This window comes from Caldicellulosiruptor naganoensis (assembly GCF_026914285.1).
Taxonomy (GTDB): Bacteria; Bacillota; Thermoanaerobacteria; order Caldicellulosiruptorales; family Caldicellulosiruptoraceae; genus Caldicellulosiruptor; species Caldicellulosiruptor naganoensis.
In genome coordinates, this window is record NZ_CP113864.1 from 1,449,388 (window position 1) to 1,467,888 (window position 18,501).

Below are 18,501 nucleotides of genomic sequence, written 5' to 3' on the forward strand. Positions count from 1 at the left end.
AGGGTAAAATGAAGAACTTCTGATATTTTATTATATCATTTAAATGTTGCAAAAAAAATAATTTTTGATAAAAAAAGAAGCTGGTAAATGAGCCTACCAGCTCCTTGTAAACAAAATTCACACTTTTCATTTTTTAATATAATGGTCTTCTCTTGTAGTGAGTATGAAGTATATGATGGGCTTTTTCACTATTTGGATGTCCTAAGAATTCATCATATAGTCTCTTAATAGTTGGATTTTCATGAGACTTTCTTATTGGCAGTGATCTATCCTCGTCATATATAGCACTTGCTCTGAGCCTTGCAACATCTATTTTTTCTCTTACCTTTGCTGGGACAATTGGCTGGCCACCGCCCATTATACAACCACCAGGACATGCCATGATTTCAATAAAGTGATACTCCTTTTCTCCATTCTTAACCATCTCAAGCAGTTTCTTTGCATTAGCAAGTCCATGTGCAACAGCAGCCTTTATCTTCATTGTGCCAACATCAATTTCTGCCTCTCTTATTCCTTCCAAACCACGAACCTGTGTAATCTCTACATTTTCAAGTGGCTTCCCTGTCAAAATCTCGTATACTGTTCTGAGTGCTGCTTCCATTACACCACCTGTTGTGCCAAAGATGACACCTGCACCTGTTATGTCACCCAATGGATCATCAAAATGACTGTCTGGAAGGTTCACAAAATCTATTCCTGCTTCCTTTATCATCCTTGCAAGCTCTCTTGTTGTCAGCACAGCATCTACATCAGGATACCCACTTGCTGCAAGTTCTTCTCTCTGCGCTTCAAACTTTTTAGCTGTGCATGGCATTATGGAAACTACAAACATATTAGCAGGGTCAATTCCCATCTTCTGTGCATAATATGTCTTCAAGATTGCTCCAAACATCTCATGTGGAGATTTGCAAGTTGATAAATTGTCTAAGAATTCTGGAAAGTAGTGTTCACAGAATTTTATCCATCCAGGTGAGCATGAAGTAATAAGCGGAAGTTTCCCACCATTTTTGATTCTATTGATAAGCTCTGTACCTTCTTCCATAATTGTAAGGTCTGCACCTGTAACTGTGTCAAATACCTTGTCAAATCCAAGCATCTTAAGAGCTGTTACCATCTTACCTGTCACACGAGTACCAATTGGAAGACCAAATTCTTCACCAAGTGCAACTCTCACAGCTGGTGCTGTTTGAACAACAACATATTTGTTCTTATCAGCCAAAGCCTTCCATACAATCTCAGTAGAATCCTTTTCACGAAGTGCCCCAACTGGGCAAGCTTGAATACACTGACCACACATTGTACATGCAACATCATTCAAACTTCTGTCAAACGCTGTTGAGACAACTGTTCTAAAACCTCTATAGTTTGCATTTATAACACCAACTTCTTGGACATTTCTACATACATTAATACATCTTTTACAAAGCACACACTTGTTTGGATCTCTAACAATTGAAGGTGAAAAGTCATCAAGAGGCCGTCTTATATTTTCACCTTCATATCTTATCTGCTTGACATTCAAATCTTCAGCAAGTTTTTGAAGTTCACAATTACCACTTCTTACACATGTCAAGCAGCTTCTGTCGTGGTTGGACAAAATCAGCTCGAGGTTAACCTTTCTTGCTCTTCTCACTCTTTCACTGTTTGTGATAACCTCCATACCTTCTGACACAGGATAAACACAAGCTGCTTGCAAGCTCCTTGCACCTTTTATTTCAACCACACACATCCTGCAAGCGCCAATCTCATTTATACCTTTTAAGTAACAAAGTGTTGGAATTTCAACTCCTGCTTCACGTGCTGCCTGCAGAACAGTGTAGTCTTTTGGTACCTGAAGTTTTTTGCCATCAATTGTTATATTCACCATCTCCATCTGCTGTACCCTCCTTTTTAAGCCTTCTTAGAGATTGCTTTGAATGGACATTTTTCTATACATACTCCACACTTAATACACTTTTCTTGATCAATCTCAAACGGCTTTTTAATCTGGCCAGTTATAGCATTTGCCGGACAGTTCTTGGCACAGATACCACAGCCTTTGCAAAGATCTTTGTCAATTACAATTCTCAAAAGTGCCTTACATGCCCCTGCCGGACATCTCTTTTCTTTGACATGTGCTTCATATTCATCTCTGAAGTATCTTAGTGTACTCAGAACAGGGTTTGGTGCAGTCTGACCAAGTCCACAAAGAGCGCTGTCCTTAATTGAATATGCAAGCTCTTCTAACTTTTCTAAATCCTCTTCTGTCCCGTTTCCACTTGTAATCTTTTGCAGTATCTCAAGCATTCTTCTTGTTCCTATTCTACATGGCGGACACTTTCCACATGACTCATCTACTGTAAACTCTAAGAAAAACTTTGCTATATCAACCATACAGGTATCTTCATCCATTACAATCATGCCACCAGACCCCATCATTGTACCAAGAGCTGTGAGTGAGTCAAAGTCAATTGGTGTATCCATAAGTGATGCAGGAATGCATCCACCAGATGGTCCACCTGTCTGAACAGCTTTAAACTTCTTACCACCCGGTATTCCACCACCAATGTCTTCAACTATCTCCCTCACAGTTGTACCCATCGGAACTTCAATAAGTCCTGTGTTGTTAACCTTTCCAACAAGCGCAAATACTTTAGTACCCTTGCTCTTCTCTGTTCCGATTGATGCAAACCACTCTGGTCCTTTGAGGATTATAACAGGAATATTTGCATATGTCTCAACATTGTTCAAAAGTGTTGGTTTGCCCCAAAGCCCCTTTACTGCTGGGAATGGTGGTCTTGGTCTTGGTTCTCCACGATGACCTTCAATTGATGTCATTAAAGCTGTCTCTTCACCGCAAACAAACGCACCAGCACCAAGTCTTATCTCAATATCAAATTCAAATCCTGTTCCTAAAATATTCTTGCCCAAAAGCCCATATTCTCTTGCTTGGTTTATCGCAATCTCAAGTCTCTTGACAGCCAATGGATACTCAGCCCTGACGTAAACATAGCCTTGTTTCGAGCCGATTGCGTAACCTGCAATTGCCATAGCCTCAATTACAGAATGCGGGTCACCCTCTAAGATGCTTCTGTCCATGTATGCACCTGGGTCACCTTCATCAGCATTGCAAACAACATACTTTACATCACCTGGTGCTTTTGCTGCAAATTCCCACTTCAAACCTGTTGGGAATCCGCCACCGCCTCTTCCTCTGAGACCTGATCTTTTTACCCAGTCAATTACCTGCTCTGGAGTCATCTCTGTCAAAACCTTTGCTAAAGCTTTGTAACCGTCGTATGCTATATACTCCTCAATGTTCTCAGGATTTATAACACCGCAGTTTCTAAGAGCAATTCGCATCTGTTTTTTGTAGAACTTGACTTCATTTAAGGACTTTATCTGACCTTCTTCAAGTGACTCTTTATACAAAAGCCTTTTTACTATTCTTCCTTTTAAAAGATGTTCTTCTACAATCTCCTTCACATCAGAGTCTGCAACCTTGCTATAAAATGCACCTTCAGGATAAACAATTACAATTGGACCTTCTGCACAAAGTCCAAAACATCCTGTACGAATTACTTGAACCTCGTCCTTTAAATTGAAGTTTTCTATTTCTTTTAAAAAAGCGTCATATATCTTGTCTGACCCGCCTGATGTACAACCTGTCCCACCACATACAAGAACATGTGCTCTATATAATGGCATTACAGCTTACCTCCCCTTTATTTGTTTGCTTCTTTATTTTCTTCATAGCCAATTGTGTATTCATATACTGGCTTTCCATTAACAATATGCTCAGCAACAACTTTTGAAACTTTTTCAGGTGTCATTTTTACATATGTTACCTTCTCTTTGTTTGGCTCATATACTTCTACAATTGGCTCATATTTGCAAAGACCTATACAGCCCGTCTGAACAACTGTTACATTCTTAAGATTTCTTTTTTGAATCTCCTCAACAAACTTTAGCATAACAGGTCTTGCACCTGCTGCTATCCCACATGTTGCCATACCAACTACTATTCTGATTCCCTCTCCTTGCTGTTTTCTAAATTCAAGCTCTTCCAATGCCTTTTTTCTTATCTCTTCAAGCTCCTGAATAGACTTAATCATTGAAATTCGCACCTCCAAATAAATTTGATAACCCTTTTGAAAGCTCTTCCTTAATAAACTCTTGTACACTTGGCAAATTGAGAGGTACACCTTCCCCAAGAACACTTTTTAGCTTATTTGTATCAAAAACAAACTCTTTTTTGCCAGCTCTGTGCACATAAACAAAATCCACATCCGGTGTACCACATACTAAAAGGAGTAGTGTATCAACAATATTCCCAATCGGTGGCCTGTCAATATGCGAATGCTGCAGCTTAATTTTTACCTTTGTGCCATTTTCAGATGAGTCAATAATAAGCTTTCCATTACAGTCTTTTGCAAGCTGTGAGGCAAGTGCTAAACCAAGTCCTACCTTTCTTGTTTTCCTTGTAGTATAAAAAGGATTTGTCACCTCATTTATTAACTCTTTTGGTATACCTCTCCCATTGTCCTCAATTGAGATTAAAAATATGTCATTTTCTAAATCTTCAACAATCTCAATCTTGACAAACGTTGCCCCAGCCTCAATTGAATTTTGCACAAGGTCAAGGATATAAAGTGAAAGTTCGTTCAACCAAATCACCCTATTTTATTCTTATCACACAGACAGTTTGTTAAGTTAATATCTTGACAAGATATTTTCAATATCTTCAGGTGCTAATTTTCCATAGACAGTGTTATCAATTACAACAACAGGTGCAAGTCCACAAGCTCCTAAGCATCTTGTTGCTTCAATAGAGAATTTCCCATCTTCAGTTGTGCCACCAACGTCAATCTTTAAAAGCTCTTTTAATTTATCCAAAATTTTATCTGCACCTTTTACATAGCAAGCAGTTCCCATGCACACACTAATCTTATGATCCCCTGTTGGTTTTAAAGTAAACCTGGTATAAAATGTCGCAACACCATAAACCTCTGACATCGGAATGTTTAAACCTTCTGCAATTCTCTTTTGTACCTCGTATGGCAAGTATCCAAATAGTTCTTGTGCCTCATGCAAAACAGGAATTAGAGCACCTCTTCTTGATTTGTTTTTTTCAATAATCTCATCAAGTTTTTTGAAGTTTTCCTCGGTCAGATTTTTGCCTTGGCAACAAGACATTAATAAGCATCCCCCTTCTATTGTTAGAAATTTAACATATTCATTTAAAATCACTGCTAATATTGTAACATACAATGGGGTATAAATGAAGTATAAATTTTGGAGAATTTATTCGAAAAATATTGTATACAGTATATCACTTTCAATAAAAAACTCTCTTTCATTGATATCCCCCAGATGATGTGCATCAGAAGAGTGCAAAAAAATGTACCTGCTATTATTATGAAGCAAGAACTTTGAAAATTCAAATTCGCTAACTTTTGAGACTTCAAAAATTGACACATCTTTTAGCTCATCTGGCAATGTTCCTAATCTTCCTATTATTCCATAGGATTGTCGATTGATATGAGCTGGAACAAAAACTGCATTGTAAAACTTTGAGATATCATAAACTTGAGATATACTTAAACTCAGTGGTTGGAGCAGGAGTTTTTTGTAGTTTCCAACAATATTGTCTTCCTGGTCCACCAAAAACTGATTTCCATATATGTCCTCTCTCAAGGGTATGTTTGGCAGGTTTTCTTCAATAATCTTTTGAAACTCTTCAACTACAGAGAAGTCTCTAAAATATAAAAGAACATGGATCTCTTCACAAGTTTCTACTTCAACACCTGGGATAAATAAAATATCAAGACGTTTTGCAACTTCTGAGAACTCCTTCAAATTTAATGTAGAATTGTGGTCTGTTACGGAAATTACGTCAAGCCCTTTTATCTTCGCCATGTTTATTATATTGTTCGGTGTCATGTCATTATCAGCACAAGGCGAAAGCAAAGAGTGAATGTGCAGGTCATAGTAGAGTTTCATTTTGATCTTCCTTTTCTTGAAGAATCAATAATTTTGCAGTCTCAAAATGAGAAAGCTCGGTTGTGAAAACAGGAATGTTTTCCTGCTTAGATTTTTGAAGCATATTTGTATCTGGCTTTACACCTTCTGTCAAAATAATAGCTTTCACATCTCTCAAAGTTGCAACTGCAATGACATTTACATTATTTTGAATTGTAATCCAAATGCTATTGTCTTTGATATGTGAGAGTGCAAAACTCAAAACATCTCCAATGTATACATTTTCGTATACGTCGTCTTTAATAACATCATTAACAAGGTCAAAATATTTTCTTAGGTGCGAAATTCTCGGCATTTAATCTTCATCCCTTTCAAGTGAGGGTGGAATTTTATTCGAAAGTTCAACCATTTTTTTTGCAAGCTCTTTGATATTTTCACGCAGGATAAAGATACAATCTGTATCGTTTGCCAAACCTCTGACTATATCCTCTGCAAGGGTTTTGCATGTTGGAGAACCGCACGCACCACAATCAAGACCAGGCAAAATCTTTAGTATCTCGTTTACTCTCTCATACTTTTTCATAGCCTCTTCAATATCAGAGTCAAGTTCTAATACAGGATTTACCTCCAACTCTTTTTTGAACAAAAGGTCTTCCATTTTTATTCCAAGGCTATTAATAATTTGATTTGTAGTCTCTTCTAAGACTTGTGAACTGGTTGCCAGTTTAGAAGACCATTTTTTTATTCTGTTTTTTGCGACATATGGGTTTTCTATTGTCAAAGGCCCACCAACACAACCTCCACTGCATGCAAGCCCTTCGAAATAAACAATATTATTCAATCTACCATTCTCAATTTCTTCCAACACCTTTATCACATTATGAATTCCATCCACATTTACATACTCATCAATTCCAAGAGCTAAACTCTCTCCACCAGATGCCGCCCATCCAATTCCTTTGCCAGATGATATAGAAAGAGGTTTTACATCTTTTATACTTCTTAACTTACTTCTAACAAGCCCATAAATATCCTTGATGGCTATCACTCCATCTACATATGATCTTTCAAACCCAAGAGGTAGTTTCACATAAGTCATCTTTGCTGCACAAGGTGAAATGAAAAATGCACCTATTTTATTTATCTCAATGCCTTTTTGCTTATTTATTTTCTTTTTTGCAAGATACGCAGCAAGTTCCATTGGAGAAGCGAGGGGAAGTATATTGTCAATCAAATCAGGAAATTTTGTCTGGATAAGCCTTACCACTGCTGGGCAAGCAGAAGAGATTATAGGTATTTTATCTCTACGTTGTAAGATAAACTGCTTAGTAAATTCTGTGACAATCTCCGCTGCCTTTGCAACCTCAAATATATCATCAAATCCTATCTCTAATAAAGCTTGCAAAAGTTTGTTAATGTCATCTGTTTCAAACTGAGCGTAAAATGAAGGAGCAGGTAATGCAACCTTGTATTCATACTTTTGGATATCATCTAAACTATTTGTCACAGCATATTTTGCATGATATGGGCATGTTCGTATACACTCACCGCAGTCTATACATCTTTGGTCAATAATTCTTGCCTTTGAATTTCTTACCCTTATCGCTTCTGTTGGACATTTTTTAATACAATTTGTACATCCTCTACACTTTTCTCTGTCAAGCATTATTGAATGCAGATTAAAAGGCATTTTAAAATTCACTTCCTTAAGGGAATTTAATAAAGTTTAAATTATTTATTGAGCACAACCATATACACCCTTGTTCCACTGCCTTTTTGTGACTCAATTTCAAAATAATCAGAATATTTCTTCATATTAGGAAGACCCATACCTGCACCAAATCCCAAGTTTCTTATTTCTTCAGGTGCAGTAGAGTATCCTTCCATCATTGCAAGTTCAATATTCTCAATTCCTGGTCCTCTGTCTTCAGCAATTATTTCAATCTTGTCTTTTGAAATTATTGCCTTTAACACCCCACCAACAGAATGTATGACAATATTCATTTCTGCTTCATACGACACAATGGCCACCTTTTTTAATATTTCAGGTTTTACACCCAACTTTTTTAATGTATCTTTAATCTTACTTGAAGCTTCACCTGCTAATACAAAATCACCAGCTTTAATGTCAAATTCCATTGTAAGCGGCATCTTTTCAGCACCCTTCTTTGCCAAGCCCATTTTCATAGAGTATTCCACATGCCTGAAACATTGGAAAGTCTGTAGAGTAAAGAGCTATGCATTTTTCTCTTGCCAACTTCACCATCTCTTCTGAGGGTTGCTTTCCACGAACAATTATAACAGCCTTTATATCCATCATTTCAGCTGTACGAATAACTTGAGGATTGACAAGACCAGTAAGGAGAATAACCTTTTCTTTTACAAATGCTAAAACATCACTCATCAGATCAGAACCACAGGCATTCAAAAACTCTTCCTCAGAAAGCTCTTGAGGTTCAAAAAAAACCTTGCATCTCAAGAGCTCTTTTATCTTAGATAATTTCATAAGCCAAAAACCTCCATTTTGATTTATTTATTTTTATTTGCCAACTCTTCAAAAGCTTCACTGACAATTTCTTGGATTTCGTTATCATTTAAAATGTTTTGTGGAAATTCCTCTTGTTTAATGTAAAGTAAATACTCAATATTACCTTCTGGACCTTTTACAGGAGAGTATGTCAATCCTTTTATACTAAGACCTAAGGAAAAATAACAACTAACAACCTTTTTAATCACATTAACATGGGTTTGGCTTGATCTAACAACTCCTTTCTTTCCAACCTCCTCTCTTCCAGCTTCAAATTGGGGTTTTATTAGCAAAATACCTTCAGTACCTTCTTCCATAAACTCTTTTATTTTATGTGAAATAAGCGTCAATGAGATGAATGAAACATCACATACAACTATATCAATTCTATCAGGTATCTTTTCTCTCTCAAAATACCTAAAATTTGTCTTCTCAAAATTGACAACTCTTGGATCTTCTCTTAGCTTCCATGCAAGCTGGCCATAGCCAACATCAACACAGTAGACCTTCTTTGCACCATGCTGCAGAAGACAATCTGTAAACCCCCCAGTTGAAACGCCCACATCTAACGCAATCTTATGAGCAACATCTATCTTAAAAAAATTCAATGCTTTTTCAAGTTTAAACCCGCCTCTGCTCACATACTTAAGAGGTTCTTTTACCACAATTTGAGCATTACAATCAATCAGTTCCCCTGCCTTTTCAACCTTTTGGTTATCTACGTATACATTTCCACTTAAGATAAGCGCTTTTGCTTTTTCACGAGACTCTGCAAAACCTTTTTCAACAAGCAAGATATCTGCCCTCTTTTTCAATTTTTTATCAACTCCATAATTACATTTTTCAAACTTTTTCTATCTAAACCTAATAAAGAATAAAGCTCCCCAATTGATCCATGTTGAATAAACTTATCGGGAAGACCAATATGTTTTATTAGATTTGAGCTATTCTTTTCAGCAATGATACCTTTTATCTTTTCCCCAAGACCACCAATAATAGTATTGTCCTCTACAACCAAAATCTTTTTATGTGTCTTTATTATCGTCTCTATAAGTTCAATATCTAAAGGTTTTAAAAATCTTACATTTATCAATGTTGCATTTAAATTATTTTCACAAATAATATCATACAACATTGAGACATGTCTTCCAACAGCAAAAATAGCCAAATCCCGGCCTTGTGCCAAAATCTCAGATTTTCCAAATAAAATTGGTTCATAAATGCCAATGGTTTTGGTTGTTCCTCTTGGATATCTTATTGCAAGAGGTCCTCTATCATACACTGCTGCAAATTCTAACATCATTTCAAACTCTTTTGTATCTTTTGGAGCCATTACAGTCAAATTAGGTATTAATGTAAGATAAGATATATCAAAGCTGCCATGATGAGTCTCCCCGTCTTCACCAACAAGCCCCGCCCTATCTATACAAAATACCACATTAAGGTTCTGTATACACACATCATGAATTATCTGGTCAAACGCACGCTGTAAAAAAGTAGAATATATAGCAATAAACGGTTTTAGGCCTTCTTTTGCAAGTGCTGCAGCAAAAGTTACAGCATGCTCTTCTGCAATCCCGACATCGAAAAATCTTTCAGGATATATTTTTCCAAAGCGACTCAAACCAGTTCCATCAGGCATAGCAGCTGTTATCGCTACAATTCTTTGGTCATTTTTTGCAAGTTCGCAAAGCTTATCTCCTAATACCTCAGAAAAACTTTTAGAATTTGTGTCTGTCAAGTGATTTCCTGTCTCTACGTCAAATGGTGGAACACCATGATATTTTTCTGGAAACTTTTCAGCATGCTCATAACCCTTACCTTTTTGAGTTACAACATGAACTAATACAGGCCTTGTCAAATTTTTAACGTTTTCAAATACCTCACACATCTTTTTTATGTCATGTCCATCAATAGGCCCGTAGTACTCAAAGCCAAGGGCTTCAAAAAGTGTGCCAGGAAAAAGTATATATTTAAGACCACCTTTTAACTTTTTTATCAAATAATTAAGCTTTTCTCCTACTAATGGAATTTTTGCAACGAACTCATCAGTAACCTTTTTCAATTTAAAATATTTAGGTTGTGTTCTAACTTGTGACAAATACTTAGCAATTGCACCAACATTTTTCGAGATTGACATTTCGTTGTCGTTCAATATTACAAGAAGTTTTCCATTATACCTTCCTGCATTGTTAAGGCCTTCATAGGCAAGTCCACCTGTCAAAGCACCGTCTCCTACTACAGCAATTACATTATAATCTTTATGATTTAAGTCACGAGCAATAGCAAATCCGAGCGCCACTGAGATGGATGTTGAACTGTGTCCTGTGTCAAATGAGTCATAGATACTTTCTTTTGTCTTCGGAAAGCCGCTCAAACCACCTAACTTTCGCAAAGTAGCAAACTTTTCTTTCCTTCCTGTCAGAATTTTATACACATAGCATTGGTGACCTACATCCCACACAATTTTGTCATGGGGGGGATTGAATGTATAAAGTAGTGCCAGCGTCAGTTCTACAACACCCAAATTTGCTGCCAAGTGTCCACCAGTATTTGCAATATTATATAATAAAAACTTTCTAATCTCTTCAGATAAAGAGTATAGCTCTGATATACTGAGTTTTTTTATATCTTCAGGGTAGTTTACTTTTTCTAATATACCCAAACCTTCTCACTTCCCACTTCTATGTCTTTATAAATATGCTGAGGATCTTCCCGCTTATTTTAACTATATCATGACTTTTTTTAATTGCAAAATACTTGCCTATTGCTTTACCTGAAATGGTCACAGCAGCAACAGTTGCTGTTAAAAGCAAAGATAGAAACACAATATCAGCATTACTATTTTTTGAAATATAGAAAATGATACTTGCTGAGAGCGAACCGCTCAATATTCCACATATATCTCCTATTACATCATTGCAAATTGAAGAAACTCTACTTGCATTTTTAATAAGCCAAATACTATTTTTTGCACCTTTCACCTTTTTAGCAGCCATCGCATGAAAAGGAACCTCGTCAGCAGCTGTAGTTGCTATTCCTATTATATCAAATAAGATTCCGATTAAGATTATCAACAACAAAAGTATGAATGATATAGTAATTGGCAATTTCTTAGACACAATACTTGAAATGTAATTTAAAGACGCAGATAACAAATAAGATAATATAAACAAAAAAGCGACCCACCTAAAATAATTTGACTTTTTGTTTTGTGATTTTTTACTCCCCATTTTCCCTCTCCACTAATTGTAATAACTTCCATTTTACCTACCCTTAAAATATACAAATTTATGGGATAGGGTGATTTTACGAAGGGTAAATTTTGCGGCTTAAGGTCTGGTAGGATTTCCCCCAAACTTACCTCCCGTCGCCAGGAGGCGGTTTCCCTTTAAAAGTTTGGGTGTGCGGTTGCCCAACACACAACCAGATCGCCACTTAGTCCGCACTTTAATCCCCTTCGTAAAGCCGAGAAATCGGCACAGCCTAGGAGCTTTCCTCGACAGAGGGCATGCTTTCTAGCCTCTTTTGCGAAATAGATTTCAGGCCTCAAGACTCCTCTAAAAACGGGCCCTATTTTTAGAGGAGCCACAAATTCGGCCATCCGTCTATTTCGCTCAAGGCAGGCTACACTACCCCAAGCACATCTACTCATCGTAGATGTACCTGGCGGTAGGTTTTACTAACGCACAAAAAGAACTAAAAAGAGAGCTTTTTGTGCGTTAGCCTCCGCGGGAAAAGGGTTCCATCCTGCATGCCATTGCAGGACTCCCTTATCCCTTACTCCCAGCTTCAACCCCTGACTGGGCGTCAGAAGCCGAAACCAGGAACTTCATCGGTGTGCCCTTTGGCGGATTTTTAGGCCCGCCTTCGAAAGCAGCCACTCTGACTAGGATACTGCATCACCCTATCCCATCTTATAGCCTTTTTTATTCAATTTTCAGAATAATATTATACCACAGCTTCTTTTGGGTTTCAAACCAACAATGTAGCAAGTACAATTCCAAGAAGCGCTCCTACAAACACTTCTGTTGGTTTGTGGCCTATTAACTCTTTCAATTTATGCTGTGGCTTGTAATGTGGAGAAAAGTACATCTCAATCAGTTCGTTCAATGTCTGTGCTTGTTTACCAGCCTCTCTTCTCACGCCTGCTGCGTCATACATAACAATCAATGTAAATGTCAGCGAAATAGCAAAATTTGTCGAGTTAAAACCATCAATAAGCCCCACTGCAGTTGAAAGACCACATGCAAATGCTGAATGTGAGCTTGGCATTCCACCTGAGCTAATAAACTTTTTAAAATCAATCTTTTGTGTCATGACAAAGGTTATTATTATTTTTAAAAACTGAGCCACAAACCAACTCATCACACCTACCTGCAAAGCCTTGTTTGTAATTATCTCATATACAACCTGTTTCATCTTCCCCCTCAACCAATTTTCTTAAGATTTGCATACGATAAAAGTAATCTTTTCTGTCCATACTTTTCAAAGTCTACTAGTACCTCATTCAAGTCTTCTGACAAAGATAATATCTTCCCAATCCCAAATTTATTATGCTGGATTATGTCGCCAACAGCTAAAGTAGTTTTTGTGCTATTTTGTTGACTTTTATTGAGCTGTGTATCAAAAGAATTTACATTTCTTAACGGTGTATAAATCTGCTGAATATACTTGGCTGGAATCTCGTCAACAAAACATGACCTTTGCCTTGACGAAAATCGGCCAAAAACCCTTCTGTTGTTTGCATAAGTTAACACCAAAAACTTTTTTGCTCTTGTTATTGCAACGTAACAAAGCCTTCTTTCTTCTTCAAGTTCTTCTTCCATCTCAATTGTATCTTCTGCTCTCAAAAGAGGAAATAATCCTTCTTCAAGACCAGTTAAGAAGACCACATCAAACTCAAGACCTTTTGCTGCATGGACTGTCATTAACATGACTTTATCTTCTTTTTGAGCATCATCTTCTTCAAAGCTCAGAGCAATAGAGTTTAAAAAGTTCTGCAAGCTCTTATCTTCATTTTCTTCCTCAAACATAGCAGCTGCACTGATTAGCTGCTCTAAATTCTTTGCTCTTTGGAAATCTTCTTCATTCTTGCTTGAAAGCAAGGTCTCCATATACTTTGTTTTATCAAGTACAAGCTTTATGACCTCAACCACTGACTTTGTCTCAGCCTCAGTTCTAATATCCTCTAAAAGTGAAACAAATTCGTTTAATTTGAAATACGTTCGTCTGTCAAATTCCAAAACTCCTCTTTCTTTTAATAAGCTATAAGCAGAAATTCCATACTCGTCACTTAAAACCTTTATCTTCTCAACTGTACTGGGACCTATTCCCCTTTTTGGAACATTTATAACTCTAAACAAACTTAAATTGTCATGCGGATTGACTATAAGTCTCAAATATGCCAGTATATCCTTTACCTCTTTCCTTTCGAAAAACCGCAAACTTCCAACAACCTTGTAAGGTATAGCATGAGCTGAAAGAGCATTTTCAAAGTTTAATGACTGAGCATTTGTTCTATAAAGAACCCCTATCTCAGACGGTTTTATCCCGCTCTGTATAAGATTTTTTATGGACATTGAGACAAAATTTGCCTCGTCAACTTCATCAAATGCCGGGTAAAGATAAATTTTTTCGCCTTCACTGTTCTCTGTCCAGAGTCTTTTTGGTTTTCGGTGAATATTGTTTTTTATAACTTCATTTGCGGCAGACAAGATTGTCTTGGTAGAACGATAATTTTTCTCAAGTTTTATCACTTTTGCATCGTTGAATACCTTCTCAAACTCTAAAATATTTCTTACATTTGCCCCTCTGAAACTGTAAATGCTCTGGTCATCATCACCTACAACACAGATATTTCTGTGTTTTTGTGCAAGCAAATAAATTAAATAAAACTGTGCATAGTTTGTATCTTGATATTCATCAACTAAGATATACCTAAACTTTTGCTGATACTTTTCCAAGATGTCTGGGTTTGTTCTAAAAAGCATTATTGTGTAGTACAAAAGGTCATCAAAATCAAATGCATTATACTCCTTCAATAGTTTATTATAGAGTTTGTAAATTTCAGCAACTCTGGGATCAGTCTTTCCTTCTTTGTAAATATCTGATGGAGATATTAGCATATTCTTGAAATTACTAATCTGTCTAGAGACATACCTAAGTTCAAGTCTATCTTCGTCTATATTTAGCCTCTCAAAACACTCTTTTAATAGCTGATGTCTATCCTGCATATCGAATATGATAAAGTTATTGGAAAATCCTATATTATGTGCTTCCATTCTAAGTATCCTCGCACATGCAGAGTGAAAGGTGGACACCCACATCTCTGAGAAAGACTCTACACTCACAAGTCTCTTTATACGTTCTTTCATCTCATCAGCTGCTTTGTTAGTAAATGTTATAGCCAGTATATTGCTTGGTTTTGCCAATCCCATATTCAATATATATGCAATTCTGTATGTGATCACCCTTGTTTTTCCGGAACCTGCCCCAGCCAATACTAAAAGCGGTCCTTCTGTCGAAAGAACCGCCTCTAATTGCTGTTGATTTAACTCTTTCAACCACTCCATTTTATCTACTACTCCCTCAGACCAATATTGTAATTTTTTAGCTCATTTAAGATTTTTTCTTGAAGTGGTAGGATGTCGTCATCCGACAACGTCTTTTCTTTTGACCTGAACACTGCTTTGTATGCATAGCTCTTGAATCCTTCCTTAATTTGTTGACCTTTATATACATCAAACAGATAAAAATCTTCTAAAATCTCTGATGCATACTTTTTAAATACTCCTTCAATCACCCTGCTTTCAATCTCATCAGGTACCAAAAACGCATAGTCTCTTTCAATAGCAGGATACTTGGGAAGAGGCACATATTTCTTCTCCTTCTTTTCAACTTCTAAAAGCGCGTCAATGTACACCTCAGCATATATCGCTCTTGCTTGAATGTCAAAGCTGCTCAAAATATCAGGATGAATTTCACCAATATATCCTACTAAGGTATCTTTTGATACAATCTTAGCAGACCTTGTTGGATGCAAATTCAAATTTGTGTGATCAGAGGAAAAATCTATATCTTTAATTCTTAGCATATCAAAAAGGTTTTCTAAGATTCCTTTTACAAAGTAGAAGTCCTGTCCAACATTTCCCAATGCTAATACAAGTCTTTCATCTGGGAGTTTATTATTTGACTTTTTGAACACAGTCGCAAGCTCAAATATTTTAATATCTTTGATATTTCGTGAAAGATTTAAATAAAGAGTTTTGAGGATCGAACTCAGAAGCTGCATCCTCATAATTGAAAAATCTTCTCCAAGCGGATTCAAAATCTTCACAGCATCATCCAATCTGTACCCTTTTAAAATCTCATATACTTTCGGTGATTCAAAGGAATATGAGTAAATCTCATAATAACCACTATTTGCAAGAAAACTTCTGATCTCATTGACCATTTTTTGTTTTTTAGTAAGCCCTGAAGAGACAGCATTCCCCATATAAACCCTTGAAGGAATCTTGTCATAGCCATAGATTCTTATTACCTCTTCAGATATGTCTGCCATATCAGTGACGTCAACTCTAAATGGTGGAATTATAAAAACTTCTTTTTCCCTGTCATAAGAAATCTCAAGTCTATCTAAGATTTCAATAATCTCATCCTGCGGGATACTTACTCCAAGTAACTTCTCTATATACGAAAAGTCAGCTTTGACTGTGACTTGTTGCTGAACATCTAAATAAGTGTCTATGCTTCCTCTTACAACCTCACCTGCACCTATTTCTTCAATAAGTGCACACGCCCTCTGCATTGCAATCTCTGCAAAGTAAGGACTCAGACCCTTTTCAAACCTATTTGAAGCTTCTGTCCTAAGCCCTAAATATCTTGAGGTCCTTCGCACCATTGCAGGATTGAATGTAGCAGCCTCAAGAAGCACTGTCTTGGTATTTTCGTCAACCTCTGTTTCCAAACCACCCATCACCCCAGCTACCGCAATCGCTCTGTCCTCATCCGCAATAACTATGTCTACAGGTCTTAAAGTTCTTTTTACACCGTCAAGTGTAATAATCTCTTCACCATCATTTGCAAGTCTTACAAATACATTCCTTCCATGAATTTTGTTAAGGTCAAATGCGTGAAGAGGCTGTCCTATCTCAAGCATAACATAATTTGTAACGTCTACAATATTGTTTATTGGACGAATACCACAGGCTATAAGTCTTTTTCTAAGCCACTGCGGAGATGGTTCAATTTTGACATTTTTTATCACTTTGCCAATATACCTTCTGCAAATATTTTTATCTTGAATCTCAATTTTATCAAGATAATTCTCAATCCTGTCTTCAGATTCTTTATAGACCAAGTTTGGGAATTTCAAATTTGTCTTCAAAACTGCAGCAATCTCCCTTGCCAAACCCACAACGCTCAAACAATCAGGTCTATTAGAGGTTATTTCAAAGTCTATGATTATATCGTCTATTCCTAAAGCTTCTTTAATATCAGTACCAAGTTTTCCATCATCCATGCCTTCAAGAATAAAAATACCATTTTCATCGGCATAGGGAAACTCGGCACTTGTTAGCCCAAGTTCATCTAGGGAACAAAGCATGCCTTCTGAAACAACACCCTTAAATTCTAATTTGTTAATTACTTTGCCATTTGCGAGAGTTGCACCAACTTTTGCAACAGGAACAAAAGCACCTCTGTAGACATTTTTAGCAGCTGTGATAATTGTCAAAATCTCATCTTTAACATCAACCTTGCAAATAGACAAGTTAGGATTCTCAGGGTGCAAAGATATTTCTAATACTTTGCCTACAACCACATTTTTGACAAAATAAAGTCTTCTCTCATACCCTTCAACTTTTGTACCAGTCATTGTAAGTTTCTCGACAAGTTTATCTACTCCACAGTTTATATCCACAAGGCTTTTTAGCCACTCAAGAGATACCTTCAAAACTCTTCACTCCTTTGGTAACTTATTATACTCTTATCTAAATTGTCTCAAAAATCTAAGGTCGTTTTCGTAAAAAAGTCTAATATCCTCAATCTCGTACTTCAAAAGTGCTATTCTTTCAACCCCCATACCAAATGCAAACCCTGTGTATTCATCCGGGTCAATCCCACAATTTGCTAAAACCTTTCTGTGTACCATCCCTGCTCCTAAGATCTCAATCCATCCTTCTCCTTTGCATGTCCTGCAACCTTTTCCACTACAAAAAATACAAGAGATATCAACTTCAGCCGAAGGTTCTGTAAATGGAAAATAATGAGGTCTAAATCTTATTCTTGTCTCTTCACCAAAAAATCTCTTTGCAAAAACCTCAAGCGTTCCCTTCAAATCAGCCATTGTAACCCCTTTGTCTACAAAAAGTCCTTCTATTTGATGGAATATAGGTGAGTGCGTTGCGTCAACCTCATCAGATCTGTAAACCCTTCCAGGGGAAATTATCTTAATTGGAGGTCTTTTACTTTTCATAACTCGAATCTGAACAGGTGAGGTATGTGTTCTCAGTAAAACATCATCTGAGATATAAAAAGTATCCTGAGTGTCACGTGCTGGATGGTCAGCAGGAATATTTAAAGCTTCAAAGTTATAATAGTCAAGCTCTACCTCAGGTCCTTCAGCAATCTCATATCCCATGTTCAAAAATATCTCGCTAATCTCTTTTTGTACTTGAGATAGTATATGGATTGCTCCTATTTCTACTCTTTTTCCGGGAATTGTTACATCAATTCTCTCCTTTTGTATTCTTCTTTGCTTTTCCTCTCCCTCAAATTTTTTTCTCAGCTGTTCTATCTGCTCCTCAATAAAATCTTTCAATTCATTTAATTCTTTTCCAGTTTGCGCTCTTTTGTCTGGAGGAAGACTGGAAAGTTCTTTTAGCATGTTTTTAATAATACCTTTTTTTCCTAAATACTTTATTTGAAACTCTTCAAGTTCCTTTAAACTCTTAACATTTGCTATTTCACTTACACATTGAGCTTTTAAACTCGAAATGTCAAAGTTCAAA

The 18,501-nt window shown here is 36.6% G+C and carries 17 protein-coding genes; all 17 read right to left on the reverse strand.

Going from position 1 to position 18,501, the window contains the following annotated elements; all coding sequences use genetic code 11:
• Window positions 1–133: 133 nt before the first annotated feature.
• The 17 genes from OTJ99_RS07160 to pheS all read right to left on the reverse strand — a co-directional run bounded on the left by OTJ99_RS07160 (window position 134) and on the right by pheS (window position 18,500).
• Window positions 134–1,873, reverse strand: a complete 1,740-nt coding sequence (locus tag OTJ99_RS07160; RefSeq protein WP_045164695.1) for an NADH-dependent [FeFe] hydrogenase, group A6 — start codon at window positions 1,871–1,873, stop codon at window positions 134–136.
• Window positions 1,874–1,890: 17 nt separating this feature from the next.
• Window positions 1,891–3,687 carry an NADH-quinone oxidoreductase subunit NuoF gene (gene nuoF / locus OTJ99_RS07165; protein ID WP_045164694.1) on the reverse strand — a complete coding sequence of 599 codons (1,797 nt, stop codon included), beginning with the start codon at window positions 3,685–3,687 and terminating at the stop codon, window positions 1,891–1,893.
• Between the two features lie 17 nt (window positions 3,688–3,704).
• Entirely contained in the window at window positions 3,705–4,094 is a 390-nt protein-coding gene (locus OTJ99_RS07170; protein WP_039767706.1) for a (2Fe-2S) ferredoxin domain-containing protein, read from the reverse strand.
• Complete coding sequence (locus OTJ99_RS07175; protein ID WP_045164693.1) at window positions 4,087–4,647, reverse strand: ATP-binding protein; 561 nt, start codon at window positions 4,645–4,647, stop codon at window positions 4,087–4,089. Before OTJ99_RS07175 ends, OTJ99_RS07170 begins: the two co-directional genes overlap by 8 nt.
• Before the next feature lie 45 nt (window positions 4,648–4,692).
• Window positions 4,693–5,175 (reverse strand): NADH-quinone oxidoreductase subunit NuoE, encoded by a 483-nt coding sequence (gene nuoE / locus OTJ99_RS07180; protein WP_045164692.1) that lies wholly within the window; start codon window positions 5,173–5,175, stop codon window positions 4,693–4,695.
• A 108-nt stretch (window positions 5,176–5,283) separates the two neighbouring features.
• On the reverse strand, window positions 5,284–5,982 hold the full coding sequence (locus OTJ99_RS07185; protein WP_045164691.1) for a PHP domain-containing protein: 699 nt from the start codon (window positions 5,980–5,982) through the stop codon (window positions 5,284–5,286).
• Entirely contained in the window at window positions 5,966–6,316 is a 351-nt protein-coding gene (locus OTJ99_RS07190) for a DRTGG domain-containing protein (protein ID WP_045164690.1), read from the reverse strand. Before OTJ99_RS07190 ends, OTJ99_RS07185 begins: the two co-directional genes overlap by 17 nt.
• Window positions 6,317–7,651, reverse strand: a complete 1,335-nt coding sequence (locus OTJ99_RS07195) for a [Fe-Fe] hydrogenase large subunit C-terminal domain-containing protein (protein ID WP_045164689.1) — start codon at window positions 7,649–7,651, stop codon at window positions 6,317–6,319. It abuts the gene before it with no gap.
• 41 nt (window positions 7,652–7,692) lie between these two features.
• Window positions 7,693–8,112 carry an ATP-binding protein gene (locus tag OTJ99_RS07200; protein ID WP_045164688.1) on the reverse strand — a complete coding sequence of 140 codons (420 nt, stop codon included), beginning with the start codon at window positions 8,110–8,112 and terminating at the stop codon, window positions 7,693–7,695.
• Window positions 8,113–8,116: 4 nt separating this feature from the next.
• Window positions 8,117–8,467 carry a DRTGG domain-containing protein gene (locus OTJ99_RS07205; protein ID WP_045164687.1) on the reverse strand — a complete coding sequence of 117 codons (351 nt, stop codon included), beginning with the start codon at window positions 8,465–8,467 and terminating at the stop codon, window positions 8,117–8,119.
• Window positions 8,468–8,490: 23 nt separating this feature from the next.
• On the reverse strand, window positions 8,491–9,303 hold the full coding sequence (locus tag OTJ99_RS07210; protein ID WP_045164686.1) for a TlyA family RNA methyltransferase: 813 nt from the start codon (window positions 9,301–9,303) through the stop codon (window positions 8,491–8,493).
• On the reverse strand, window positions 9,300–11,153 hold the full coding sequence (gene dxs / locus OTJ99_RS07215) for a 1-deoxy-D-xylulose-5-phosphate synthase (RefSeq protein WP_045164685.1): 1,854 nt from the start codon (window positions 11,151–11,153) through the stop codon (window positions 9,300–9,302). Before dxs ends, OTJ99_RS07210 begins: the two co-directional genes overlap by 4 nt.
• Before the next feature lie 19 nt (window positions 11,154–11,172).
• Entirely contained in the window at window positions 11,173–11,664 is a 492-nt protein-coding gene (locus tag OTJ99_RS07220) for a hypothetical protein (RefSeq protein WP_235374564.1), read from the reverse strand.
• Between the two features lie 799 nt (window positions 11,665–12,463).
• On the reverse strand, window positions 12,464–12,910 hold the full coding sequence (locus tag OTJ99_RS07225) for a divergent PAP2 family protein (protein ID WP_045164682.1): 447 nt from the start codon (window positions 12,908–12,910) through the stop codon (window positions 12,464–12,466).
• An 8-nt stretch (window positions 12,911–12,918) separates the two neighbouring features.
• On the reverse strand, window positions 12,919–15,063 hold the full coding sequence (locus OTJ99_RS07230; protein ID WP_045164681.1) for an ATP-dependent helicase: 2,145 nt from the start codon (window positions 15,061–15,063) through the stop codon (window positions 12,919–12,921).
• 8 nt (window positions 15,064–15,071) lie between these two features.
• Window positions 15,072–17,444, reverse strand: a complete 2,373-nt coding sequence (gene pheT, locus OTJ99_RS07235; protein WP_045164680.1) for a phenylalanine--tRNA ligase subunit beta — start codon at window positions 17,442–17,444, stop codon at window positions 15,072–15,074.
• A gap of 33 nt (window positions 17,445–17,477) precedes the next feature.
• A complete protein-coding gene (gene pheS, locus OTJ99_RS07240; RefSeq protein ID WP_045165512.1) occupies window positions 17,478–18,500 on the reverse strand; it encodes a phenylalanine--tRNA ligase subunit alpha in 1,023 nt (340 codons plus the stop codon).
• Window position 18,501: the final 1 nt, after the last annotated feature.

Excerpts from the sequence above, each read along its gene's own strand:
- OTJ99_RS07160 (WP_045164695.1), bottom strand. The coding sequence starts at position 1,873 with ATGGAGATGGTGAATATAACAATTGATGGCAAAAAACTTCAGGTACCA.
- nuoF (WP_045164694.1), bottom strand. The coding sequence starts at position 3,687 with ATGCCATTATATAGAGCACATGTTCTTGTATGTGGTGGGACAGGTTGT.
- OTJ99_RS07170 (WP_039767706.1), bottom strand. The coding sequence starts at position 4,094 with ATGATTAAGTCTATTCAGGAGCTTGAAGAGATAAGAAAAAAGGCATTG.
- nuoE (WP_045164692.1), bottom strand. The coding sequence starts at position 5,175 with ATGTCTTGTTGCCAAGGCAAAAATCTGACCGAGGAAAACTTCAAAAAA.
- OTJ99_RS07185 (WP_045164691.1), bottom strand. The coding sequence starts at position 5,982 with ATGAAACTCTACTATGACCTGCACATTCACTCTTTGCTTTCGCCTTGT.
- OTJ99_RS07190 (WP_045164690.1), bottom strand. The coding sequence starts at position 6,316 with ATGCCGAGAATTTCGCACCTAAGAAAATATTTTGACCTTGTTAATGAT.
- OTJ99_RS07195 (WP_045164689.1), bottom strand. The coding sequence starts at position 7,651 with ATGCCTTTTAATCTGCATTCAATAATGCTTGACAGAGAAAAGTGTAGA.
- OTJ99_RS07200 (WP_045164688.1), bottom strand. The coding sequence starts at position 8,112 with ATGCCGCTTACAATGGAATTTGACATTAAAGCTGGTGATTTTGTATTA.
- OTJ99_RS07205 (WP_045164687.1), bottom strand. The coding sequence starts at position 8,467 with ATGAAATTATCTAAGATAAAAGAGCTCTTGAGATGCAAGGTTTTTTTT.
- OTJ99_RS07225 (WP_045164682.1), bottom strand. The coding sequence starts at position 12,910 with ATGAAACAGGTTGTATATGAGATAATTACAAACAAGGCTTTGCAGGTA.
- OTJ99_RS07230 (WP_045164681.1), bottom strand. The coding sequence starts at position 15,063 with ATGGAGTGGTTGAAAGAGTTAAATCAACAGCAATTAGAGGCGGTTCTT.